The organism is Aeromonas sp. QDB18 (assembly GCF_027705325.1).
Lineage (GTDB): Bacteria > Pseudomonadota > Gammaproteobacteria > Enterobacterales > Aeromonadaceae > Aeromonas > Aeromonas caviae.
This window is the reverse complement of record NZ_JAPDBQ010000027.1, coordinates 1-22,410: the sequence shown is the minus strand read 5'-3', so window position 1 is coordinate 22,410 and position 22,410 is coordinate 1. Positions and strand designations below refer to the sequence as shown.

Annotated in this window: 19 protein-coding genes and 1 pseudogene; 13 read left to right on the top strand and 7 right to left on the bottom strand. The window is 63.2% G+C overall.

The annotated features are described in order from the left end of the window. Window positions 1-85 precede the first annotated feature (85 nt). From OKC30_RS06630 to OKC30_RS06620, 3 genes are all read right to left on the bottom strand, one after another. On the bottom strand, window positions 86-1,183 hold the full coding sequence (locus OKC30_RS06630; protein ID WP_039039663.1) for a polyamine ABC transporter substrate-binding protein: 1,098 nt from the start codon (window positions 1,181-1,183) through the stop codon (window positions 86-88). 54 nt (window positions 1,184-1,237) lie between these two features. Next, the gene (locus OKC30_RS06625; RefSeq protein ID WP_010676059.1) at window positions 1,238-2,599 is read right to left on the bottom strand and encodes an aspartate aminotransferase family protein; all 1,362 of its coding nucleotides are present in this window, start codon (window positions 2,597-2,599) and stop codon (window positions 1,238-1,240) included. A gap of 291 nt (window positions 2,600-2,890) precedes the next feature. Next, complete coding sequence (locus OKC30_RS06620) at window positions 2,891-4,222, bottom strand: glutamine synthetase family protein (protein ID WP_010676060.1); 1,332 nt, start codon at window positions 4,220-4,222, stop codon at window positions 2,891-2,893. 462 nt (window positions 4,223-4,684) lie between these two features. On the opposite strand from OKC30_RS06620, the gene OKC30_RS06615 reads away from it, so the two are divergent. From OKC30_RS06615 to malZ, 9 genes are all read left to right on the top strand, one after another. Continuing rightward, the gene (locus tag OKC30_RS06615) at window positions 4,685-5,071 is read left to right on the top strand and encodes a TraR/DksA family transcriptional regulator (RefSeq protein WP_010676061.1); all 387 of its coding nucleotides are present in this window, start codon (window positions 4,685-4,687) and stop codon (window positions 5,069-5,071) included. Window positions 5,072-5,227: 156 nt separating this feature from the next. After that, window positions 5,228-6,088, top strand: a complete 861-nt coding sequence (locus OKC30_RS06610; protein WP_160836743.1) for a hypothetical protein — start codon at window positions 5,228-5,230, stop codon at window positions 6,086-6,088. Window positions 6,089-6,278: 190 nt separating this feature from the next. Next, window positions 6,279-6,725, top strand: coding sequence for an Mpo1 family 2-hydroxy fatty acid dioxygenase (locus OKC30_RS06605; RefSeq protein ID WP_043153437.1), 447 nt, complete (start codon window positions 6,279-6,281; stop codon window positions 6,723-6,725). A gap of 21 nt (window positions 6,726-6,746) precedes the next feature. Beyond that, complete coding sequence (locus tag OKC30_RS06600; RefSeq protein WP_041211972.1) at window positions 6,747-7,226, top strand: CreA family protein; 480 nt, start codon at window positions 6,747-6,749, stop codon at window positions 7,224-7,226. A gap of 77 nt (window positions 7,227-7,303) precedes the next feature. Then, window positions 7,304-8,293 (top strand): 2-hydroxyacid dehydrogenase, encoded by a 990-nt coding sequence (locus tag OKC30_RS06595; protein WP_160836745.1) that lies wholly within the window; start codon window positions 7,304-7,306, stop codon window positions 8,291-8,293. A 104-nt stretch (window positions 8,294-8,397) separates the two neighbouring features. Beyond that, window positions 8,398-9,759 carry a molecular chaperone gene (gene yegD / locus OKC30_RS06590; RefSeq protein ID WP_160836746.1) on the top strand — a complete coding sequence of 454 codons (1,362 nt, stop codon included), beginning with the start codon at window positions 8,398-8,400 and terminating at the stop codon, window positions 9,757-9,759. Window positions 9,760-9,937: 178 nt separating this feature from the next. After that, entirely contained in the window at window positions 9,938-10,357 is a 420-nt protein-coding gene (locus OKC30_RS06585) for an META domain-containing protein (protein WP_010676067.1), read from the top strand. Between the two features lie 69 nt (window positions 10,358-10,426). After that, a complete protein-coding gene (locus OKC30_RS06580) occupies window positions 10,427-11,275 on the top strand; it encodes an HDOD domain-containing protein (RefSeq protein WP_039039670.1) in 849 nt (282 codons plus the stop codon). Between the two features lie 245 nt (window positions 11,276-11,520). Next, complete coding sequence (gene malZ / locus OKC30_RS06575) at window positions 11,521-13,350, top strand: maltodextrin glucosidase (RefSeq protein WP_160836748.1); 1,830 nt, start codon at window positions 11,521-11,523, stop codon at window positions 13,348-13,350. A 154-nt stretch (window positions 13,351-13,504) separates the two neighbouring features. Here malZ and OKC30_RS06570 read toward each other — a convergent pair whose 3' ends face one another. Continuing rightward, window positions 13,505-14,038 carry an ATP--cob(I)alamin adenosyltransferase gene (locus OKC30_RS06570; RefSeq protein WP_042016441.1) on the bottom strand — a complete coding sequence of 178 codons (534 nt, stop codon included), beginning with the start codon at window positions 14,036-14,038 and terminating at the stop codon, window positions 13,505-13,507. Between the two features lie 94 nt (window positions 14,039-14,132). Further along, window positions 14,133-15,254 carry a DUF5610 domain-containing protein gene (locus tag OKC30_RS06565; protein ID WP_160836788.1) on the bottom strand — a complete coding sequence of 374 codons (1,122 nt, stop codon included), beginning with the start codon at window positions 15,252-15,254 and terminating at the stop codon, window positions 14,133-14,135. Between the two features lie 169 nt (window positions 15,255-15,423). Between OKC30_RS06565 and trmA the strand changes: the two genes are divergently transcribed. The 4 genes and pseudogenes from trmA to OKC30_RS06545 all read left to right on the top strand — a co-directional run bounded on the left by trmA (window position 15,424) and on the right by OKC30_RS06545 (window position 19,317). Beyond that, window positions 15,424-16,557 carry a tRNA (uridine(54)-C5)-methyltransferase TrmA gene (gene trmA / locus OKC30_RS06560; RefSeq protein WP_160836750.1) on the top strand — a complete coding sequence of 378 codons (1,134 nt, stop codon included), beginning with the start codon at window positions 15,424-15,426 and terminating at the stop codon, window positions 16,555-16,557. A 264-nt stretch (window positions 16,558-16,821) separates the two neighbouring features. Then, entirely contained in the window at window positions 16,822-17,529 is a 708-nt protein-coding gene (gene rstA, locus OKC30_RS06555) for a two-component system response regulator RstA (RefSeq protein WP_010676073.1), read from the top strand. A gap of 229 nt (window positions 17,530-17,758) precedes the next feature. After that, window positions 17,759-19,080: pseudogene (gene rstB / locus OKC30_RS06550) on the top strand (two-component system sensor histidine kinase RstB). A gap of 54 nt (window positions 19,081-19,134) precedes the next feature. After that, window positions 19,135-19,317 (top strand): hypothetical protein, encoded by a 183-nt coding sequence (locus tag OKC30_RS06545; RefSeq protein WP_010676075.1) that lies wholly within the window; start codon window positions 19,135-19,137, stop codon window positions 19,315-19,317. Between the two features lie 73 nt (window positions 19,318-19,390). On the opposite strand, the gene OKC30_RS06540 is transcribed toward OKC30_RS06545, so the two are convergent. Both OKC30_RS06540 and OKC30_RS06535 read right to left on the bottom strand, forming a co-directional pair. Then, window positions 19,391-20,647: a malic enzyme-like NAD(P)-binding protein gene (locus tag OKC30_RS06540; RefSeq protein WP_160836752.1), complete on the bottom strand. Its 1,257-nt coding sequence runs from the start codon at window positions 20,645-20,647 to the stop codon at window positions 19,391-19,393. 179 nt (window positions 20,648-20,826) lie between these two features. After that, window positions 20,827-22,260, bottom strand: coding sequence for a DUF2867 domain-containing protein (locus OKC30_RS06535; protein ID WP_010676077.1), 1,434 nt, complete (start codon window positions 22,258-22,260; stop codon window positions 20,827-20,829). Between the last annotated feature and the right edge of the window lie 150 nt (window positions 22,261-22,410).

Below are 22,410 nucleotides of genomic sequence, written 5' to 3'. Positions count from 1 at the left end.
CGCGCATCCATACGCGCCGTCCAACCTGTCGGGTGGTCACCACCCTCCCGGCCGAACTGCGGACCGGGAGGGGTACTCGTCACTCTTACTTGCCTGACTTGATCTTGGTCCAGCTGCGGGTCATCAGACGCTGCACCTTGGCCGGCAGATCCGGGAAGGTGTAGATCTTCTTGAGGGTATCCGGCGTCGGGTAGATACCCGGGTCGGTACGGATCGCCTCGTCCACCAGCGGCGTGGCCGCCTTGTTGCCGTTCGGGAACTGCACCACGTTGGTGATGTTCGCGATCACGTCCGGCTTCATCAGGTAATTGATGAAGGTGTGGGCCGCCTCGACGTTCTTGGCATCCGCCGGGATGGCGATCATGTCGAAGAAGCTGCCTGCCCCCTCTTTCGGAATGGTGTAAGTCAGGCTGACACCGTTCTTGGCCTCGGCGGCACGCGCCTTGGACTGCTGCAGGTCACCGGAGTAACCAACCGCCACGCACAGGTTGCCGTTGGCCAGATCCGAAATGTACTTGGAGGAGTGGAAATAGGCGGTATAGGGACGGATGGAGAGGAACAGCTCCTCTGCCTTCTTCAGCTCATCCGGCTTCTGGCTGTCCGGCTTGAAGCCCAGGTATTGCAGGGCGGCCGGCAGCATTTCGGTCGGCGAGTCGAGGAAGGAGACACCGCACTCCTTCAGCTTGGCCATGTTCTCCGGCTTGAACACCAGATCCCAGGAGTCCACCGGGGCATCGGCCCCCAGCACGGCCTTCACCTTCTCGGCGTTGTAGGCATAGCCGATGGTGCCCCACAGGTAAGGGATGGAGTATTGGTTGCCCGGATCGCTCGGTTCGAGCGCCTTGAGCAGGTCGACGTCCAGGTTCTGCCAGTTGGAGAGTTTGGACTTGTCCAGCTTCTGGAAGACACCTGCCTTGATCTGCTTGGCCAGGAAGGGGTTGGACGGTACGACGATGTCATAGCCCGACTTGCCTGCCAGCAACTTGGCTTCCAGCACTTCGTTGCTGTCGAACACGTCGTAGACCACCTTGATGCCCGTCTCCTTCTGGAAGTTTTCCAGCGTATCCGGCGCGATGTAGTCGCTCCAGTTGTAGACGTGCAGCACCTTCTCGTCGGCCATCGCCCCGGTACTCATCATGACCAGCGCCACGGAAGCAGCCATCATTCCCTTTTTAAAAGACATAGTCCTTGTCTCCTAAGCAAATTGTATGCGTAAGCCAACCTGCCCGGTTCCCGCCTATTCCCGCAGCTTTGCAGCCGTCAGGTCCAGACTGAGCCTGGCCAGTTTGACCAATTCATCCACCTGTTCCTCGGTGATCACCAAGGGGGGCGATATGATCATGGTATCGCCGACAGCCCTCATCACCAAGCCATTGTTAAAACAGAACTCCCGACAGGTCATCCCGGCATGGAGCTCGGCCGGGAAGCGACGTTTCGTCTGCTTGTCCTGCACTATTTCCAGCGCGGCGACCAGGCCTTTTCCACGGGTTTCCCCCACCAGCGGATGGTCCGCCAGCTCAGCCCAGCGGCGCTGCAAATAGGGGCCGATACTATCATGAACTCGCTTAACTATGCTCTCCCTTTGCATAAGCTGGATGTTGGCAATGGCCACGGCGCAGGCGACCGGATGGCCGGAATAGGTGAAGCCATGGTTGAACTCCCCCCCCTCTTCCACCAGCACCCTGGCAACCCTGTCCCCCACCATCACGGCGCCCATCGGCAGATAGCCGGAGGTAATGCCCTTGGCCAGGCACATGAGGTCGGGTTTGATGCCAAAACCTTCACTGGCAAACCAGTGACCGGTGCGGCCAAAGCCGCAGATCACCTCGTCGGCGATAAGCAGGATGCCGTACTGGTCGCAGATGCGCTGGATCTCGGGCCAGTAGCTCTCGGGGGGAATGATGACCCCCCCCGCACCCTGGATAGGCTCGCCGATGAAGGCGGCCACCTTGTCCACCCCCAGTGCCAGGATCTTCTCTTCCAGCTGGCGGGCACGGGCCAGACCGAACTCGTGGGCGCTCATGCCCTCTCCCTCACCGAAGTGATAGGGCTGGTCGATGTGTACTATGCCCGGAATGGGCAAGCCGCCCTGGGCGTGCATCCCCTTCATGCCGCCCAGACTGGCCCCCGCCACGGTGGAGCCGTGATAGGCATTGTGGCGGCTGATGATCACCTGCTTGTCAGGTTGTCCCTTGCTGGCCCAGTAGTGGCGCACCATGCGCAGCACGGTGTCGTTGCACTCGGAACCCGAGCCGGTGAAGAAGACGTGGTTGAGGTGGGAAGGGGTGATCTCGGCCAGCAGGGTGGCCAGCTCGGCAGCAGGGGGGTGGCTGGTCTGGAAGAAGAGGTTGTAGTAGGGCAGTTGCTGCATCTGGCGAGTGGCGGCATCCACCAGCTCCTGACGGCCGTAGCCCATGTTGACGCACCACAGACCCGCCATCCCGTCCAGAATGCGCTTGCCTTCGGAGTCTTCCAGATAGACGCCTTCGGCCTTGGTGATGATGCGACTACCCTTCTTGTTCAGGGCCTGAAAATCGGTAAACGGATGCAGATGATGGCTGGCTTCTAGTTGCTGCCACTCACGGGTGGTGTGCTGCATTGCTTGCTCCTCGGTTCCTTCGATTCGGCGAATCTTGTCGCCATTCATGAGGGCGCGGGTGGCCTGCCCGGTCACTGCCATTCACGGGGCTGGCGCTCTCTTGCCTGCTCGATGCCTTTCCATGGGGCGAACATCGTCGCCAGTTGATTGCAGGTGACGCCCCTCTCCATTGCGGGAGCGGGCCTCACCTATACTCGGTGCCTTCCGGGTCGCGGGCGCCGCCGCGAGACGGGCCTTCGGCACCTTGCTTGCGATATGACGGGGAGAGGCCTCGCCTCCCCCGGGGACAGATCAGACGTTCAGCAGCAGGAATTCCCGTTCCCAGCGGCTGATCACGCCGAAGTATGTCTCGTACTCCTTGCGTTTGACGGCCACGAAGGCGCGGATGAAGCGCTCCCCCAGCATGTCCTTGATGGGTTCACACTGCTCCAGGTGGCTCAGCGATTCCTCCAGCGAGCGGGGCAGGCTGTAGGGCAGGTCATAGGCACTCGCCTTCATCTCCTGCATGGGTTCGAGCTTCTCCAGCATGCCGAGGTAGCCGCAGGCCAGGGTGGCGGCCAGAGCCAGATACGGATTGGCATCGGCACCGGCGAAGCGGTTCTCGACCCGGCGTGCGCTCGGTTCGGAGAAGGGGACCCGCAGGCCGCAGGTGCGGTTTTCCACCCCCCACTGCACGTTGCGCGGCGCACTCTCGCCAAAGGTGAGGCGGCGGTAGGAGTTGACGTTCGGCGCCAACAGAGCGGTCACTGCCGGAGTGTATTTCTGCAGGCCGGCGATGAAATGCATGAACAGATCGGAGTTGCCCCCTTCGCTGGTACCAAACAGGTTGTTGCCATCCATGTCTTCCAGGCTCTGGTGGATGTGCATGGCGGAACCCGGTTCGTTGCTCATGGGCTTGGCCATGAAGGTGGCATAGATGCCGTGGCGATGAGCGGCCTCGCGCATGGTGCGCTTGAACAGAAACACCTGGTCGGCGAGATCGATGGCATCCCCGTGCAGGAAGTTGATCTCCATCTGGGCGGCGCCGGATTCGTGGATCAGGGTGTCCACCTCCAGCTCCTGGGCCTCGCAGTAGTCGTACATGTCCTCGAAGATGGGGTCGAATTCGTTCACCGCATCGATGCTGAACGACTGGCGGGCCGTTTCCGGGCGGCCGTTGCGGCCCACCGGCGGCACCAGCGGATAGTCGGGATCTTCGTTGCGGGTCACCAGGTAGAACTCCAGCTCCGGCGCCACCACCGGCTTCCAGCCCTGCTTCTCGTAGAATGACAGAACCCGGCGCAGCACGGAGCGGGGAGCGATGTCGATGAGCTTGCCGTTGACGTCAAAGCAGTCGTGGATCACCTGGGCGGTGGGCTCCAGCGCCCAGGGTACGAAACGAATGGTGTTGGGATCGGGATAGAGCTGCATGTCCCGCTCCAGCGGGTCTATCATGCTGTCGTCATCCGGGTACTCGCCGGTCACCGTCTGGGTGAAGATGACCTCGGGCAGCCGCATGCCCCCTTCGCGCAGAAACTTGTTGGCTGGAATGATCTTGCCTCGGGCATTGCCGGTGAAATCCGGAAACAGGCACTCCACTTCCGTGATGCGATTGCTCTCCATCCAGCCCTTGATACTGTCCATGTTAAACCCCGACTTTACGGTTGCCATTGTCAAGGGTGTCTAATATAAGGAACACCATTGTTAATGAAATGTAATCGACCACACCATAAAAGCCCGTGATAAAGGCCTTTGTCAAGCAGCGGTGTTTAAAAAACTATAAACAACGGCCTGTATAATGACCAGCGCGGCACCAAATACTAAACACTTTGTGTCACGATCAGCCCACTGCAAGCTCGATGCCAACGGCGGCGGGATCTCGTTCGATACTCAGTCAGACCCTGTCGGAGAAGGCCCATTTCTTTGCAAGGACGCACACTCCTTATCCAATTTCCTTTGCATGTCTGCATTTTTTTGGTACAAGGCCCGCCCTGATTTGCACTCTCCTGCATGGATTTGGTGCAAAACGGGATACAAGGGCTTGGTCTGACGACAGACAGCCCCCATCAATGGGTAACATTGGGAAACTGACTGGTAGCAAACCGTATGTGTGATTTCATGACAGAAGACCAACTGACCTTCTACAAAGGCCAGATCGAGCGACAAATCCTTGAGCTCGAAGAACGTCTCAACTCCCAGGCCAGCCAGGCTATCGCCACCGATACCAACGAAATGGCGGATGAAATTGACCGTGCCAGTGTCGAGGAGGCCCGTCGCCTGGAGCTGAACCGCATCGAGCACGACAAGTTGCACCTGCGCAAGCTGAAAGGGGCGTTGAAGCGCATCAATGAAGGGGATTTCGGCTATTGCGAATCCTGTGGCGACGAGATCTCTCTCAAGCGGCTGCAGGCCCGTCCCGAGTCCCGCTTCTGTGTTGAATGCCAGAGCACCAAGGAATTCAACGACACTCACGTGTTCCGTCGCGTCGCCTGATGCGGCGAACAAGCCCGGCCTCGGTACGAGCCGGGCACAGGGCAGGCCATGCCCGAAGATGACGCGGCCGGGTGATCCCCGGCCCCTTTCACAGCAAGAGCGTGACAACTTCTGTTAGACTCCGGGCAAGTCCCGGATCCTACAGGAGATCAAAGCGTGAAATGGCTCATCAGGCTGTGCTTGTGCCTGCCATTGCTGGCACAAGCACAGACGCTCACCGTCAAGGTCCCCAGCCGACCGATCAACGATCTCGACAACGAATACCAGCTCAAGCTGCTGGAACTGGCGCTCAACCACGCCGGGCAGCCCTACAAGCTGGAGCGGGTCGACCTCAATCTCAACCAGTACAGCCTCCAGCAGGCGCTTGCCAAGGGCAAGGTCATCAATGTGTTCTGGATGGGTACCTCCAGCGCGCTGGAATCCTCCCTCACCGCAGTGCCAATCCCGCTGTTTCGTGGTCTGGAAGGGCTGCGCCTCTCCTTCATCCACGCCGATGCCCAGGAGCGGTTCAACCAGATCAACACCCTGGCAGACCTCAAGAAACTGAAAGCCGCACAGGGGGTGGGCTGGGCCGACAACAAGATCCTGGAACTGGCAGGCATTCCCACCTATGCCGGGCGCTACAGCAACCTGTTTCGCCTGATGAATGACGGCGACAAGCTGGACTTCTTCCCCCGTGGTCTGGTGGAAATCTTCGCCGAACGCAGCAAGCTGGCGGCACAATATCCCAACCTGGTGATCGATCAGCACCTGCTGATCCGCTACCCCTTCGCCGAGTTCTTCTTCGTCAGCCCGGAGTCGCCGAAGCTGGCCAAGGCGATCCAGACCGGCCTCGAGCGTGCCTATGCCGACGGCAGCTTCATGGCGTTCTTTCGGGAGAACCCCAAGATCCGCGAGGCCCTGGCCAGCGCCAATCTGGAGCAGAGAGTCACCATCGCCCTGCCCAATCCCGACATGACCCCCTTGCTCAAAAGCATTCCGGCCCAATATTGGGAATATCCACCGTCGCAGGAGTAAACGGACACGATATCCGGCGTTGAGAATATCCACCGCTGCGAGCGTGAACGGACACCGCCTCCGGCGTTGGGAATATCCACCGCCGGGAGCGTGATCAGCCGCGGGTCATCCCATCCGGTGGGCGCAGCCCGCCGCAGACGCACAGGAACGCGAGGTCGCCCGGCCTCAATACGCGCACCAGGGAGGTGCCATGAAACGACTGGATGACTGGTTTCGCGACTATGGCCAGAGCCATCAACACCCCGTCAATGTGGCCATCCACAAGGTGGCGGTGCCAGGCATCTACCTCTGCATCCTGGCACTGCTCTGGTGCCTGCCCGCAGGTCCCCTGCCAGCGTCCCTCAACTGGGCGGAGCTGGCGGCCATCCCGGTGCTGGTCTTCTACCTGCGGCTGTCGTTGACGATCTTTACGGGGATGACGGCCCTGACCGCCCTGGGACTGGCCTTCTGCCACGTCTGGCAGGGGCCGCTGCTGTGGCCTGCCCTCATCGGGTTCGTGCTGTTCTGGATAGCTCAATTCGTCGGTCACCATATCGAGGGGAAACGCCCCTCCTTTCTCACCGACCTGCAATTTCTGCTGGTAGGCCCCGCCTGGGTGCTGGCCAGCCTCTATCGTCGTTTGGGCATCCCTTTCTGAGGGAGGCCAACAGGAGAGACCATGAGACATCTTCAGACCCTTGCTCGCACCCTGCCCCTGCTGCTGGGGGCACTGATGGCCGGCCCGGTGCTGGCCGACAAGGCAGATCCCGTCGGCGAGGTGAGCACCGCTTTCAAGCTGCTCGGACCCAACCACAAGATCCTGGTGGAGGCGTTCGACGACCCTAAAATCGCCGGTGTCGCCTGCTATCTGGCCCGCCCCAAGACCGGCGGCGTCAAGGGCGGACTCGGGCTGGCGGAGGATCCCTCCCACGCCTCCCTCTCCTGCCACCAGATCGGCCCCATCACCCTGCCCGCCAGGCTGAAGGCGGGGGAAGAGGTGTTCGACGTCAGCACCTCGCTGGTGTTCAAGGAGCAGAAGGTGGTGCGTTTTTACGACGAGAAGCGCAATGCCCTTGTCTATCTGACTTACAGCACCAAGTTGGTGGATGGTTCGTACAAGAGTGCGGTCAGTGCCGTTCCCATCATGCCCTGGGGTTGAAACAGCACCACTTATCCCGTGATGACGGTCACTATTTGTTGTAATTTAACCACATCATTATCTACGGAGAGCGCACCATGAGAGTCGCCGTTTTCAGTACCAAGAGCTACGACAAAGAACATTTCCACCAGGCCAACGGCCAGTACGGTTTCGATCTGGAGTTCTTCGACGTGCGGCTGGAGGCCAAGACGGCCCGTCTCGCCCACGGCTTCCCCGTGGTCTGCCTGTTCGTCAACGATGATGCCGACCGCGAAGTGCTGGCCGAGCTGGCGCAGTACGGCACCAGGGTCATCGCCCTGCGCTGCGCCGGTTACAACAACGTGGATCTGGCCGCCGCCAAGGAGCTGGGACTCAAGGTGGTGCGGGTGCCGGCCTACTCCCCCGAGGCCGTTGCCGAACATGCGGTGGGCCTGATGATGACCCTCAACCGCCGCATCCATAAGGCGTATCAGCGCACCCGGGACGCCAACTTCTCCCTGGAAGGGCTGGTGGGCTTCAACATGCATGGCCGTACCGCCGGCATCATAGGCACCGGCAAGATCGGCATCGCCACCTTGCGCATCCTCAAGGGGTTCGGCATGCGCCTGCTGGTGAGCGATCCCTATCCGAACCAGGCGGCCATCGATCTGGGCGCCGAGTACGTGGATCTCGATACTCTGTTCCGTCAGTCCGATGTCATCAGCCTGCACTGCCCCCTGTTCAAGGAGAACTATCACCTGCTGAACAAGGAGGCCTTCGCCAAGATGAAGGACGGGGTGATGATCATCAACACCAGCCGGGGCGGCCTGCTCGACTCCAACGCCGCCATCGAGGCCCTCAAGACCTCCCGCATCGGCGCCCTGGGGCTGGACGTCTACGAGGAGGAGGAAGACCTCTTCTTCGAGGACAAGTCCAACGAGGTGATCACCGACGACGTCTTCCGCCGCCTGTCTGCCTGCCACAACGTGCTGTTCACCGGTCACCAGGCCTTCCTGACCCGGGAGGCGCTGCACGCCATCGCCGACACCACCCTCAGCAACATCCAGGCCATCGATAGCCAGGGCCGCTCTGACAACGAAGTGGAGTGATCCCTGAGGCGTTGTCGCCACGCCATTGATCCCGCCGCCGGGTTGTGAGACCCGGCGGCATCGGGTAGGCTACCAGCCCTTTTTTGTACAGGAGTCTGGCCAGCATGTTCATCGGATTTGATTACGGTACCTCCAACTGTGCCGTCGCCGTGATGGAACAGGGCAGCCCCAGGCTGCTGACCCTCTCCGGTTCCCATTACCTTCCCTCCACCCTGCACGCCCCCCACCGGGACGCCATCGCCGGCCTCCTGGCCGAAGGGCTGGCCCCCGTCCAGCAGAGCGAATACCTCAAGCTGCGCGGTCCAGTGGTGACCCGGGCCCAGGCGGTGCGCCGCCAGATGCGCGAAGAAGGACTCATCGACGAGCTGAGCTTCGGCAGTGCGGCGCTGGCGCGCTATCTGGAAGAGCCGGACGAGGGCTACTACATCAAGTCCCCCAAATCCTTTCTCGGGGCCTATGGCCTCAAGGCTCCCCAGATCGCCCTGTTCGAGGACATTGTCTGCGCCATGATGCTGCACGTGCGCCGGGAGGCGGAGCAGCAGACGGGCAGCACCATCCGCCAGGCGGTGATCGGCCGACCGGTCAACTTCCAGGGACTGGCGGGGGAAGAGAGCAACCGCCAGGCCATCGCCATCCTGAGGGAGGCGGCACGCCTCGCCGGGTTCGAGCGGGTGGAGTTCCTCTATGAGCCGGTGGCCGCCGGCTTCGAGTTCGAAGCGCGCCTCACCGAGGATGCGGTGGTGCTGGTGGTGGACATCGGGGGCGGGACCACCGACTGCTCCGTACTGCGCATGGGCCCGAGCCACCGTGACCAGCTGGATCGCAGCGGCGATCTGCTCGGTCACAGCGGCCAGCGCATCGGGGGCAACGACTTCGACATCCGCCTGACCGTGGAGGGCATGATGCCGCTGCTCGGCATGCACGAGACCCTCAAGACCGGCAAGCCACTGCCCCATCCCCTGTTCTGGGACGCCGCCGCCATCAATGACGTCAGTGCCCAGAGCCGTTTCTACAGCCTGGATACCGCCCGCCAGTTGCAGGATCTCCAGCTCGACAGCCAGCCAGGCAGCAAGCTCCCGCGCCTCGCCAGCCTGCGGGCCCACAAGCTGAGCCATCAACTGGTGTGGCGCGCCGAGCAGGGCAAGATCGCCCTCTCCGACCACGAGCACAATCACCAGACCCTGAACGAGCTGGAAAAAGGGCTGGAGGCGGCACTCACCCGCCCCCAGCTGGCCAGTGCTTCCGCCCCCTTGCTGGAGAAGATTGGCGAGCTGATGGACGAGGCTATCCTGGCGGCAGGCGTGCAGCCTGACCGGGTCTTCGTCACCGGCGGCAGTGCCCGCTCCCCCCTCATCAAGGCCTTCATCCAGCAGAAACTGCCCAAGGTACCGCTGGAGGGGGGTGATGACTTCGGTTCGGTGGCCTCGGGCCTCGCCCGCTATGCCGAGCGCCTGTTTGCGGACTGAGACGGCCAGGGGAGCCATGGGCAACCGGTAGACAGGTTCGCTCGGGGCGGGTGTTGCCATTTGCCGACACCCCCTCTTCCCCCGGGGCGACAGAAGCGGTCGGGCTCCTCCCCCCTCGCCCTGCCGCCCGGGCCCGGGGACGGGTATGCTTGTCATACCCACCACCGGAGCCCCTTCAATGCCCAGATACCTGCTACTGCTGCTCGCCCTGCTTCTGCTCAGCGCCTGCAGCAGTGCTCCCCGCTTTGCCTCGCAAGACCTGCAACACCATCACTGGGTGCTCGATCGGCTGGATGGCCAGGCCATCGCCAGCCGCCGCAGCAATCCCCCCGACATCGAGATCGGTGAACACTTCACCGTCAACGGCATCGCCGGTTGCAACCGCTACTTCGGCCAGGGTCACCTCAAGGGGAACAAGCTCTGGGTCACCAGCCTCGGCAGCACCGCCATGGCCTGCCCCCCCGAACTCGATCTGATAGAGCAGGCCGTGCTCGCCACCCTGACGGAGGGGGCCACACTGAGCGGTTCCACCCAGACCCTGATCCTCCAGGGAAAACGGCACCGTTTGGAATACAGGCTGCAAGACTGGGTGTACTAGGGCTCACAAAACCGCTCGCCAGCAGGAACAACTGGCCAGGCTGTGGCACAATATGAGGCATTGTTAGCAATGGAGGCTGCCTCAGCCATGTCGATGGATCGCCTGTTTGGCAAGATCAAGCAACTGCCCACAATTCCGAAACTGCTGCACGAGCTGATGCAGAGTTTCAACGACGAGAATGCCCGCATCGACGAGATCGCGGCCAAGATCGCCATGGACCAGGTGATCAGCGTCAAGGTACTGCGGATGGCCAACTCCGCCGCCCTGCGCCGTGGCAATGAAATCACCTCCATCGAACAGGCGGTGATCCGCCTCGGTTTCAACCGTCTGCGCTCCGTGGTGGTCGCCTCCGGCATCATCAGCAGCTTCAAGGCCCCCCCCGGCTTTGACAAGCTCCACTTCTGGACCCAGACCTTCCAGGTCGCCACCATTGCCCGCACCCTGGCACAGCAGACCACCTCGGTGGATCCCGAGACCGCCTTCACCTGCGCCCTCATTCACAACATCGGCGAGCTGCTGATCCAGAGCACCCTGCCGGAAGAGGCGGGGCTCATCAATCTGGCCATCGAGAAAGGCAGCAGCCGGGTCGATGCCCAGAGGGAGATGCTGGGTTACGACTATGCCCAGCTCGGCGCAGAGCTGGCGCGGCGCTGGAACCTGTCGCCCGCCTTCGTGGATGCCATCGCCCAGCAGCTCGACCCCCTCTCCCACGATCCGGTCAGCAAGGAGGCCGTGCTCATCCGGCTCGCCGTCTTCGTCTCCTTCGCCTGGCAGGCCGGCGTACCGGCACAGGCCATCATCGCCCGTTTCCCCAGAACCCTGGCTGACCAGCTGGGGCTGGATCCCGCCAGCTTGGCGGATCAGCTGGAGCAGCTCCACGAACAGGGCAACGCCCTGGCCGATTTGCTGACCCAGTAGATGCACAACGGCCGATCAGCAGGAGCCGGATCCCCGTCTCATTCTGGAGGATCAGCTCGAACAGCTGTACGAACAAGGCAACGCCCTGGCCGATTTGCTGACCCAATAGCGTCACGGCAGACCGCCCAGCCAAGCCGGAAGCACCGTCTCATTCTGGCCGGTCGTCACATACACACGCCCATGGACGGGATAAGATGGCCTGCGCCCATCCCCCACTCCTGAGCCTCTCTGACACAGTAGATACCATGACCCATCCCTTCCTGTTTCACCCCCAGGCGGCACCCTGGTTCAAAGAGAGTGCCGACACCCTGCAGCTCACCCTGTTCAGCGAGCTGGACGCCCCCATCCGCGAGGTGTGGCTGCGTCACGAGCCGGACAACGAGGAGTATCTGGTCGCCATGACGCCGGTCGCCACCCGGGACAGGCTTCAGGTCTGGCAGGTCGAACTGCCGCTGGCCAGAGGGCAGGAGATCCACCTCTACTGCTTCAAGTGCCTCACCGACGAGGAGCAGTGGTGGCTGCACGGGGCAGGCGTCAGCGCCGCCATGCCGCCGCGGGAGCAGCATTTCCGCTTCAACAGCCATCACCAGCCCCCGGCCTGGGTGCAGGATCAGGTGTTCTACCAGATCTTCCCCGACCGCTTCTGCAACGGCGACCCGTCACTGAGCGTCAAGCATCACGAGTACGAGTACAGGGGCAAGGCGGTCATCAGCAAGGCCTGGGGCGAGCCGGTCAGCCGCCACGAAGAGGGGCACGGCGCCTGTGAATTCTACGGTGGGGATCTGGCGGGCATCGACGCCAAGCTGCATTACCTGCAATCCCTGGGGGTGACGGCGCTCTACCTCAACCCTATCTTCGATTCGCCGAGCAACCACAAGTACGACACCCAGGACTACTTCAAGGTGGATGCGCACCTCGGTACCAATGCCCAGTTTGCCGAGCTGACCCGCAACCTGCACCAGCGCGGCATGAGGATCATCCTGGATGCGGTGGTCAACCACACCTCCACCGAGCACCCCTGGTTCTGCCCGCCGCTGGGCGCCCAGAGCAACCCGGACTCCCCCTGGCGCAGCTTCTACACCTTCGATCAGGAAGGGGATTATGTTAGCTGGAAAGGGATCCGCAGCTTGCCCAAGCTGGATTTCTCAAGTGAACAGGTGCAGGACGCCGTTTATCGGGCAGACAACGCCATTCTGCGCTACTGGATGCGCGCCCCCTACCAGATCGATGGCTGGCGCTTTGACGTCATCCACATGCTGGGGGAGCGGGGCACTGCCGAGGGCAATCGCGGCCATGTGCGCGCCATTCGCGGCGCGGTGAAGCAGGAGAATCCGGACGCCTACGTCCTCGGCGAGCACTTCTTCGAGGCGAGCCAGTGGCTGCAGGGGGATCAGGAGGATGGCGCCATGAACTACTACGGCTTCGCCCACCCCATCCGCGCCTTCCTGGCGGGGCAGGACATCGCCTATCATCCCATCAAGATCAGCGCCACCGAGCTGGATCACTGGCTCAAGCTGGCGCGGGCCCATATTCCGTTCAAGAACCAGCTGGCCCAGTTCAACCTGCTGGACAGCCACGACACCGCCCGCTTCCTGCACCTGCTGGGGGAAGACAAGCAGCGGATGCGACTCGCCGCCACCCTGCTCATCACCTACATCGGCGTGCCCTCCATCTACTACGGCGACGAGGTGGGGCTCTCCGGCGGCAACGACCCGGACTGCCGCCGCTGCTTCCCCTGGGATACCACCGACTGGGATCACGTGCTGCACGACCACTATCGCCGCCTGATCCAGCTGCGCCGCCAGCGCCCGGCCCTGCGCCGGGGAGACATCCAGACCCTCTACGCCGGCCCTCACAGCTATGTGTTCTCCCGTACCCTGCAAAGCGATCAGGTGGTGGTCGCCTGCAACCGCCACCCCACGGAGCCGCGCACCATCAGCCTGCCCCTGTGGCAGACCGCCAGCCCCGCCAGCCGCTTCACCGACGCCTTCAACGGCGACAAGTTCGAGGTGGTGCAGGGGGAGGTGCAGCTCACCATCCCGGCCAACTCCGCCAGGGTACTGCTGTCGAGCTAGGGATCGCGGCAATAGAAAACCGGCGCTCGGGGCGCCGGTTTTTTTATGCCTGCATCCCCCGAAGTGACGGATGCTGCCTCATCGCTGTTTTTCGATCCGATAACCCTACGCCGCCATGTGTGATGCGACGAATACATCAAACATCATCTCTTCATCAGTAGTTGATGCTGACATAGGGGACTTCGGTCACATCCCACGCCTGCTTGAGGTAGACGGTGAGCACGAAGAAGAAGTTGGCCAGCAGATTGGCGAAGCGATAGAGGATGGGATCGAAGCGCACGCCGCTCTCTTCCAGGCGTACCAGCAGACGCACCACCTTCTTGCTGCCACAGCGGCACAGGTGCAGGGTGGGAATGGGCTGGGGCCCCTGGGGCAGCACGAAGCCGGTCACCCGGCCGCGACTCGCCTCGTTGTAGTGATCGTACCGTCCCTTCAGCCAGTCCAGATCCTCCTCGAAGATGCCGAGCCGTCCCCGCACCGAGCCGTTGAGGTTGTAGATGAGCCGCTGCAGGGTCGCCAGATCCGCCATCACGGGCCGGGTATCCTCATCCGGCATCAGATGAGAGAGCACGGCCCCCACCTGGCAGCAGAGCTCGTCGGTGGCGATCTCGTAGTCGCACTGAAACTGGGTTTCGAAGATGAAGGGGTAGCAGAGCTCGCGCTTGTCTCTTGGCTTCTTGGGGTTCATGGCATCGCCGGGCTGGGGAAAAGGGCAGTGTGCCAGCCCGGGGACGGGCTGGCAAACACCCCGCCCCCGCCGGCATCACGGGGGCGTCGCCAGACTAGCCGGTCGCCATCTGCTGGCCAAGCAGTCGCATGGCCTCCAGCATCCGCTGGTTGAAGCCCATGAAGCCTGCCCCCTGGGTCGCCCCGTCCTGACCCCGCGCCGCCAGCACGGTGGGCGTCAGCGCCTCCTGCTGGGAAGGGGGCAGCAGGGCGTCGGCCTGCTGCTGCAACCGGCTGAGCCTCGGCAGGTAGTCCGCCAGGGGCTTGAGGCTCTCCTGCAGGGAACTGGCCCCCTGGTAGGTCTGACTCAACTTGGCCGATTGCTTGAGCTTGAGGGAGTAGGAGACCAGCTGGCTGTCATCCAGTTGCAGCCCGTTCAGCCCGTCCGCCAGGGTCTTGCCGTCGCCCCCCTTGAAGAACTGCCCGGCCAGCTCGTCCAGCCCCTTGACCAGGGTGCCGATGGCATCCATCTCGGCACTGTCGAGATCCCCCTCCAGGGAGAAGTCGAAGCTCTGGCTCGACTTGAGGCTGAACTGGCTGCCGCCCCCATCGCTCTGGGACTTGAACTGCCAGCTGTCGCTGAAGCGCAACATCACCTTGTCCCCGTCCCGGGTCTCGATCTCGAGGAGGGCCTGCTGGCGGCTGGCCATCCTGGCATCCCCCAGATCCGTGGTCGACACCTTGCCGAAGAACTCCTTCTCGAACTCGTCGAGCCCCTTCTGGATCAGCTTGTAGCTCTGATCCATGCCGGTCTTGATGTCCTCGTTGTCCGCCCAGCCACCGAGCTGCTTCCTGGCGTCACCGAAGCCCTTGTCCACCCCCTTGCGGGCCTGCTCCATCATCTTGGTCAGGTCGTCGTCGGACTTGCCGTCCGCACGGGCCGCGCCTATCCGCCCGGTGACGAACTGCAACACGTTGTCCGCCACCGACTGGAAATCGAACAGGGTCTCCGGGGTGACCTCCTGGGGTTCCTGCACCTTGGGTGCCTTGTAGCCCTGGCCGTTGATCTCCAGCGCAAATTGCAGCGCCTGCTGGATCAGCACCTGGGCCCATTTCGGGGGCTTGTTCAGGGAGACCTCATCCCCCTTGTCCGCCGTTTTCGACTCCGTCTGTTGAGGCGATTTGGGAGCAATGCCCACTCCCTTGGGTTGGGCTGCGCCCATGCCATCAATTTGCATCATTACTCTCCCGCCTATAGTGGTGGATCGGTTATCGGCCCGACTGGCCACTTCTTGACCACAAAAAACTTGGACAATCCGCAACGGCCTTTTAAAATCCCCACCCTTTGGTTGGCTGCGGCCTTCCCCCGGTCTTTCCCCGGCTCAGCCCGGTGCATGCGAGGTATCCATGACTCAATCCCAGCCCTCTTCCGCCGACGCCCAGGGCAGACGGACTCCTGCCGACTACCAGACCCAGCTCGACGAGAAGCGCGATCGCCTCACCCAGCTGTTCGCCCCCTTCAATCCGCCCGCGCTGGAGTTGCACGCCTCCCCCGCCGAGCACTACCGGATGCGCGCCGAGTTCCGCATCTGGCACGAGGGGGATGACCTCTTCCACTGCATGTATGCACCGGCCACCAAGGAGATCATCCGGGTCGACAGCTTCCCCACCGCCAGCCTGCTCATCAACCGGCTGATGCCGGTGCTGCTGGCCGGGCTTCGCCCGCACCCCGTGCTGCGCAAGAAGCTGTTCCAGATCGACTACCTCTCCACCCAGTCCGGCCAGATCTGCGTCAGCCTGCTCTACCACCGCAAGCTGGAAGCCGAGTGGCAGCAGGCCGCCGAGGCGCTGCAGGCCGACCTGCGGGCCAAGGGGTTCGAACTGCAACTGATTGGCCGCGCCCACAAGCAGAAGATCTGTCTCGGGGATGACTTCGTCATCGAACGCCTGACCGTGCAGGGGCGCGAGCTGGTCTACAAGCAGGTGGAAAACAGCTTCACCCAGCCCAACGCCGCCATCAACGAGCAGATGCTGGGCTGGGCCCTGGACGTGACCAAAGAGAGCGAGGGGGACCTGCTGGAGCTCTACTGCGGCAACGGCAACTTCTCCATCGCCCTGGCGCAGAACTTTCGCAAGGTGCTGGCCACCGAGATCGCCAAGCCGAGCGTGGACTCCGCCCAGTTCAACATCGCCGCCAACGGTGTCGACAACCTGATCATCCTGCGCATGTCGGCGGAGGAGTTCACCATGGCGATGCGCGGCGAGCGGGAGTTCAACCGCCTCAAGGGGGTCGATCTCGGCGCCTACCAGTGCAACACCATCTTCGTCGACCCGCCCCGGGCCGGTCTGGACGACGCCACCGTCAAGCTGGTGCAGGATTACGACAACATCCTCTACATCTCCTGCAACCCCGAGACCCTGCAGGCCAACATGGCCGTGCTCGGTGAAACCCACGAGATCGCCCGCTTCGCCCTGTTCGACCAGTTCCCCTGGACCCACCACATGGAAGCCGGGGTGTATCTGAAGCGCAAGGGCGGCTGATCCGGGCGGTTCCCCGTCTGCTCCATGGCAGCCGGAGCCGCTATGGCCACTGAAGGGCACGGATCCTGCCTCATCGCGCTGCCCCGACCCGCCACGGGACAAGTGGGGCGGCCCGATACCAACCGATTCATCCTGCCCCCCCTTCTCCCCCGGGAGAAGGGGCAAAAACCCCCGCATTGATTAGTTATCCCGGTGCAGAGCGCGGACGCAGCCGTTATGCTGGCGACACGCCCACTCACGCCATGACCGGGGAACCACGCCACCATGCCACGCGTTCTGTTTGTTGAAGACGATCCCGAGATAGGCCAGCTCATCAGCAGCTGGCTCGGTCGCCACGACATCGAGGTGCTGCTGGAGACCCGGGGTGACCGGGCACTCGACAGGGCCCTGGCCGAGCAGCCGGATCTGGTGCTGCTCGACATCATGCTGCCGGGGCAGGATGGCCTCTCCCTGTGCCGGGATCTGCGCCCGCGCTTTGCCGGCCCCATCGTCATGCTCACTTCGCTCGACAGCGACATGAACCAGATCCTGAGCCTGGAGCTGGGGGCCAACGACTACATCCTCAAGACCACGCCCCCCCCGGTGCTGCTGGCCCGGCTGCGGGTCCAGTTTCGCCAGCAGGGGCAGAGCCAGCAGGCCGTGGTCCCCGCCGCCCCGCCCCAGCGCCTGCAGTTCGGCCGCCTCCAGATAGACGGCCCGGGTCGGGACGTGCGCCTCGATGGGGAGAGCATTCCCCTCTCCACCGCCGATTTCGACCTCCTGTGGGAGCTGGCCTGCCACGCGGGCCAGATCCTGGGGCGGGAGGCGCTGTTTCGCAGCCTGCGGGGGCGCGACTACGACGGCCAGGATCGCAGCATGGACGTGGCCATCTCCCGTCTGCGCCGCCGGCTCGGGGATGACAGCAACAACCCGACCCGCATCAAGACGGTGCGCCAGAAGGGTTATCTACTCGTACCCCAGGCTTGGGAATGAGCTGGTGTCTCACACGCCTGCACACCAGAAGCCAGGGAATGACAGCAACAACTCGATCTGGATCAAGACGGTGCGCCAGAGAAGGTTACCTGCTGGTGCCCCAGGCCTGGGAATAAGCCCCGCCGAATGACCTTGATGCACTCAGCCTTCTCCCCTTGCGGGAGAAGGGTTGGGGATGAGGGGCAACAAGGCAATGTCCAGACGCAATCCAGGCAAGAGGAGAGCCCCGATGCGACGCCTGTTTATCCAGTTCTATCTGTTGCTGAAGGCTTCACCCTCGCCATTCTGCTCATCGGGCTGGTCTATCAGGTCAGTGCAGAGCGGGCGGGGGACCGTTATCTGGAGCGGATGATGCAAGGCTCCCTCGGCCTGCTCACTGGCGAGCTGGCCCGGCTGCCGCCGGAACACTGGGCCACCCGCACCGGCGAGCAGAGCCGCCAGCTCAATCTGCCGCTGCAGATCGGCGTCCTCGCCAACCAGCCCCTGGCCAGCGAGGATCAGGCCTTCCTCGAGGCGGGCAACATCGTCATCGTCGAAGAGGATGACACCTTCCTGCAGCGCATCCCGAACACCGACAAGGTGCTGATCGTCGGCCCCGTCCCCTACCTCTCCTACCTGCACGAGCTGCACTGGGTGGACGTGGGGCTGTTGCTGCTCATCGGCCTTTCCCTCGGCCTGCCCATCCTGCTCTGGCTTCGCCCACACTGGCGCGGCCTGCAACAGCTCGAACAGACCGCCCGCCGGGTCGGCGACGGGGATCTCTCCTGTCGCACCGGTTTGCCGCCCGGCAGCAGCCTGGGCCAGGTCGGCCGCACCTTCGACCAGATGGCGGAGCAGTTGCAGGCCATGCTGGCCAGTCGCAAGCAGTTGACCGACGCCATCGCCCACGAGTTGCGCTCCCCCCTGGTGCGGCTGCGCTATCGCCTCGCCATGCTGGCCGAGCCTCCCTCACCCGAGGAGCAGCAGGGACTGGAGCGGGACCTCGGCGCCCTCGATGCCCTCATCGAGGAGATGCTGACCTATGCCAGGCTCGATCGCCCCGAACTGCCGCTGCAATGCAGCGATCTGGAGCTCGGCAGCTGGGCCGGCAGCCGCCTGGCCGACTGGCAGGCCCTGCGACCGGACAAGCGGCTCGACTTCGTGCGCCCGACCATGCCCCTACCCTGGCGCGGTGACACCCGATTGCTGGACCGGGCGCTGGAAAACCTCATCGGCAACGCCCTGCGCCATGCCACCAGCCAGGCAAGCCTCTGCATAGCGCGACAGGGGGACGACTATCTGCTGGAGGTGGCCGACGATGGCCCCGGCATCGATCCCGCGCTGGCCCCGCAAATCTTCGAGCCCTTCGTGCGCCTGGATCAGAGCCGGGACAGACGCACCGGCGGCGCCGGGCTGGGGCTGGCCATCGTGCGCAGCATCGCCCACCACCACGGCGGCGAGGTGCAACTGCTGCCAAGCAGCAGCGGTGCCCGTTTCTGCCTGACCCTGCCCGTACATTTGGATACAAACCGTCACCAGTCGCTCACTGAACCGCAGGTCGAACAACCCTAGGATGAAGTCATGGAGAAACGCTCCATGTCATCAAACCGAACGAGGAACTGGAATATGAACAAGCTGATCCCCCTGACTCTGGCCGCTGTCTTCGCCCTGACCTCCGGCTTCACCATGGCCGCCACCCCGACCAAGGCCGCCGCTCCCCACGCCACCCAGACCAAGGTCGTGAAAAAGCATCACAAGGCTGCCCACGCCAAGGCGCCGGCCGTCAAGGTTGCCCCCAAGACCAAGTAAGCTGCCCGCTTCCGCCATGAAAAAGGGGCCCCCGACAGGGGGCCCCTTCTGTTTTTTACGCGCTTGCCGTGACTCAACCCAGCATGTAATCCGCCGGCAGTTCGATGCGGGCCACCCCGGAGGCAACCGCCGCCAGTGCCACGGCACGGGCAACCCGCGGCAGCAGGCGGGCGTCCATGGGCTTGGGAATGACGTAATCCTTGCCGAAGGCGAGTTCACTCACGCCAGCGGCGGTCAGCACCTCGGCGGGCACCGGCTCCTTGGCCAGAGCACGGATCGCCTCCACTGCCGCAATCTTCATGGCATCGTTGATGCGGCTGGCACGGGCGTCGAGGGCGCCGCGGAAGATGAAGGGGAAGCAGAGCACGTTGTTGATCTGGTTCGGGTAGTCCGAGCGGCCGGTTCCCATGATGAGATCCCCGCGCACTGCGTGAGCCAGGGCAGGCTTGATCTCGGGGTCCGGGTTGGAACAGGCGAAGATCACCGGGTTGGGGGCCATCAGGGCCAACGCCTCGGCGGGCAGTACGTCCGGGCCGGAGACGCCGACGAAGACGTCAGCCCCGTCGATGACATCCATAAGAGTGCGCAGGGGGGTGTCGTTGGCGAAACGCTGCTTGTACTGGTTGAGATCGGTGCGGCCGCTGTGGATCACACCCTGGCGGTCCAGCATGAAGATGTTGTGCGGCGCAGCCCCGCACTTGATCAGCAGATCCATGCAGGCGGTGGCGGCTGCGCCGGCGCCCATGCAGACGATGCGGCTGGTGCCAATCTCCTTGCCCTGCACTTCCAGCGCGTTGAGCAGCCCGGCGGCGGTGACGATGGCGGTACCGTGCTGGTCATCGTGGAACACCGGGATGTCACAGCGGGCGATCAGCGCCTCTTCAATCTCGAAGCACTCGGGGGCCTTGATGTCTTCCAGGTTGATGCCGCCGAAGGTGTCGGCGATGGCGGCCACTGTATCGATGAACTGGGCGCTGGTCTCGTGCTTCACCTCGATGTCGATGGAGTCGATGCCGGCAAAGCGCTTGAACAGCAGGGCCTTGCCCTCCATCACCGGCTTGGAGGCCAGCGGGCCCAGATTGCCCAGCCCCAGGATGGCGGTGCCGTTGGAGATGACGGCCACCAGGTTGCCCTTGCCGGTGTAACGGTAGGCATCGGCCGGATTGGCGGCGATCTCGCGTACCGGTTCGGCAACGCCCGGGCTGTAGGCCAGCGCCAGATCGCGAGCGGTCTCGGCGGGCTTGGTGAGGGCGATGGCGATTTTGCCCGGGACAGGTTGGGCGTGGTAGTCGAGTGCCTGTTGGCGGAGATCGTGCTGCTGATCGGACATGGGGGACCCCGATACGGAAATGAATGAGTGATGCGTTGGCTCGCCAGCGGGCGAGGGCTGAGGATCATAAAGAAATCCCCCGCCCTTTCACAGCATAAAATATCGCTGGATAGCAATGACAGGCTAATCAGTAGCATGTCATGCCACCCAAAACTACCCAATTAGTTATAGATTCGATTTCAATCCATGACTGGAATGCCGGCTTTTGCCTCTGCCTGCCGGGCGATGGCCTCCGTCATTCCCTGGAAGATGAAGAGGTGAAACGGCAGCATGGCAAGCCAGTAGGCCAGCCCCCAGGCCCCCTGCGGATGCCAGTGGGCAGTCACCCGCAGCCGGGTCAGGCCGGACTCCAGGGGCTGGATGTTGAACTCCAGCCGACCGACGCCGGGGGCCTTCATGTTGAACAGCAGATCCAGCCTGCGTCCTTCATCCACCCCGAGGATCTGCCAGGAGTCCAGCATGTCCCCCTTCACGAAGCGATCCGGGTTGGTGCGTCCCCGGGTCCGGGCCGGGCCGCCGATCAGGTGATCCATCCATTCGCGCACCACCCACAGCTCGTTCATGTAGAAGTAGCGCTGCTCGCCCCCCAGCTGCTGCAGCACCTGCCACACTACCTCGGGGGCGGCGAGGCAATCCGCCTCCCCGCTGGCGGTGCGGTCGTAGAAGCCATATTCGGGATGGCGCCAACGCAGACCAAGGGGCGTCTCCTCCCCGTGCTGCTCGGCACCGAGCCTCTGCTCCAGCGCCAGGCTCTCCGCCAGCGCCTCATCGAAGCTGAGCAGATGCTGGGGCAGCAGGGCGCGCAAGGGGCCGTCATCCGCCGGGATGTCGTGCTTGAGCCCCCCCACCAGCGCCTTGGCGATGGGTTGGGGAACCGAGGTGGCGAACTGCAGCCACCAGGCGGAGAGCCGGGGGCTCAAAAAGGGGATCGGAATGATGGGGCAGCGTTTGCCGATATGGGCGGCGAATTTTTGGAGCTGCTGCTGGTAGCTGAGCAGCTCGGGGCCCGCCGCATTGAAGATCTGGCCATCCACCCCGTCGGCTTCCACCAGCCCGCCCAGATAGTGCAAGAGGTTGGAGAGGGCGATGGGGGGCGTGCGGGAACGCACCCACTTGGGCGTCACCATCATGGGCAGGTTGTACACCAGATCCCGCATCACCTCGAACGCCGCCGAGCCGGGGCCTATGATGATGCCGGCACGCAGCTCTACCGTGGGCACCCCTGCGCTGCGAAACAGCTCGCCACAGTAGCGCCGGGAGTTGAGGTGGCGACTGTTGCAGGGCTCGGGCTGGATGGCGCCGAGATAGACGATGCGGCGCACCCCGGCGGCACGGGCGGCAGCAGCGAAGTTCTTCACTCCCTGCTGCTCCAGCCGGTGAAAACCGGCCCCCGCCCCCATGGCGTGTACCAGATAGAAGACGGTGTCGACCCCCGCCAGCGCAGGGGGCAGGGTGGCAGGCTTGAGGCTGTCGGCGAGGCGAAACGCCACCCCCTCCGGCAGACGGCAGGGACGACGGGCCCCGGCGATGACCCTGTACCCCAGACCCTGCAGATGGGGCACCAGGTAGGATCCTATGTACCCGGCAGCTCCCATCACCAGACATGTGCGCATCGGCTCTTCTCCCTTGGTTGAGCCAACACCATAGGGCAAAGCGAGGAATTACAGAATGGCGGCCAATAAAAAAGGTTCATCGCGGCTTTCCGGGGAAGGCCGCCTTGATTTTCAGAAAAAAGTATTCTGAGTCCCTAAATCCATATGCCA

What these genes read in the sequence shown, in the direction of transcription:
- OKC30_RS06540 (WP_160836752.1), bottom strand. Translation starts at nt 20,647, where the DNA reads ATGTCCGATCAGCAGCACGATCTCCGCCAACAGGCACTCGACTACCAC.
- yegD (WP_160836746.1), top strand. Translation starts at nt 8,398, where the DNA reads ATGTTCATCGGATTTGATTACGGTACCTCCAACTGTGCCGTCGCCGTG.
- OKC30_RS06545 (WP_010676075.1), top strand. Translation starts at nt 19,135, where the DNA reads ATGAACAAGCTGATCCCCCTGACTCTGGCCGCTGTCTTCGCCCTGACC.
- rstA (WP_010676073.1), top strand. Translation starts at nt 16,822, where the DNA reads ATGCCACGCGTTCTGTTTGTTGAAGACGATCCCGAGATAGGCCAGCTC.
- trmA (WP_160836750.1), top strand. Translation starts at nt 15,424, where the DNA reads ATGACTCAATCCCAGCCCTCTTCCGCCGACGCCCAGGGCAGACGGACT.
- OKC30_RS06565 (WP_160836788.1), bottom strand. Translation starts at nt 15,254, where the DNA reads ATGCAAATTGATGGCATGGGCGCAGCCCAACCCAAGGGAGTGGGCATT.
- OKC30_RS06535 (WP_010676077.1), bottom strand. Translation starts at nt 22,260, where the DNA reads ATGCGCACATGTCTGGTGATGGGAGCTGCCGGGTACATAGGATCCTAC.
- OKC30_RS06585 (WP_010676067.1), top strand. Translation starts at nt 9,938, where the DNA reads ATGCCCAGATACCTGCTACTGCTGCTCGCCCTGCTTCTGCTCAGCGCC.
- OKC30_RS06600 (WP_041211972.1), top strand. Translation starts at nt 6,747, where the DNA reads ATGAGACATCTTCAGACCCTTGCTCGCACCCTGCCCCTGCTGCTGGGG.
- malZ (WP_160836748.1), top strand. Translation starts at nt 11,521, where the DNA reads ATGACCCATCCCTTCCTGTTTCACCCCCAGGCGGCACCCTGGTTCAAA.
- OKC30_RS06595 (WP_160836745.1), top strand. Translation starts at nt 7,304, where the DNA reads ATGAGAGTCGCCGTTTTCAGTACCAAGAGCTACGACAAAGAACATTTC.
- OKC30_RS06580 (WP_039039670.1), top strand. Translation starts at nt 10,427, where the DNA reads ATGGAGGCTGCCTCAGCCATGTCGATGGATCGCCTGTTTGGCAAGATC.
- OKC30_RS06605 (WP_043153437.1), top strand. Translation starts at nt 6,279, where the DNA reads ATGAAACGACTGGATGACTGGTTTCGCGACTATGGCCAGAGCCATCAA.
- OKC30_RS06625 (WP_010676059.1), bottom strand. Translation starts at nt 2,599, where the DNA reads ATGCAGCACACCACCCGTGAGTGGCAGCAACTAGAAGCCAGCCATCAT.
- OKC30_RS06620 (WP_010676060.1), bottom strand. Translation starts at nt 4,222, where the DNA reads ATGGACAGTATCAAGGGCTGGATGGAGAGCAATCGCATCACGGAAGTG.
- OKC30_RS06630 (WP_039039663.1), bottom strand. Translation starts at nt 1,183, where the DNA reads ATGTCTTTTAAAAAGGGAATGATGGCTGCTTCCGTGGCGCTGGTCATG.
- OKC30_RS06570 (WP_042016441.1), bottom strand. Translation starts at nt 14,038, where the DNA reads ATGAACCCCAAGAAGCCAAGAGACAAGCGCGAGCTCTGCTACCCCTTC.
- OKC30_RS06615 (WP_010676061.1), top strand. Translation starts at nt 4,685, where the DNA reads ATGTGTGATTTCATGACAGAAGACCAACTGACCTTCTACAAAGGCCAG.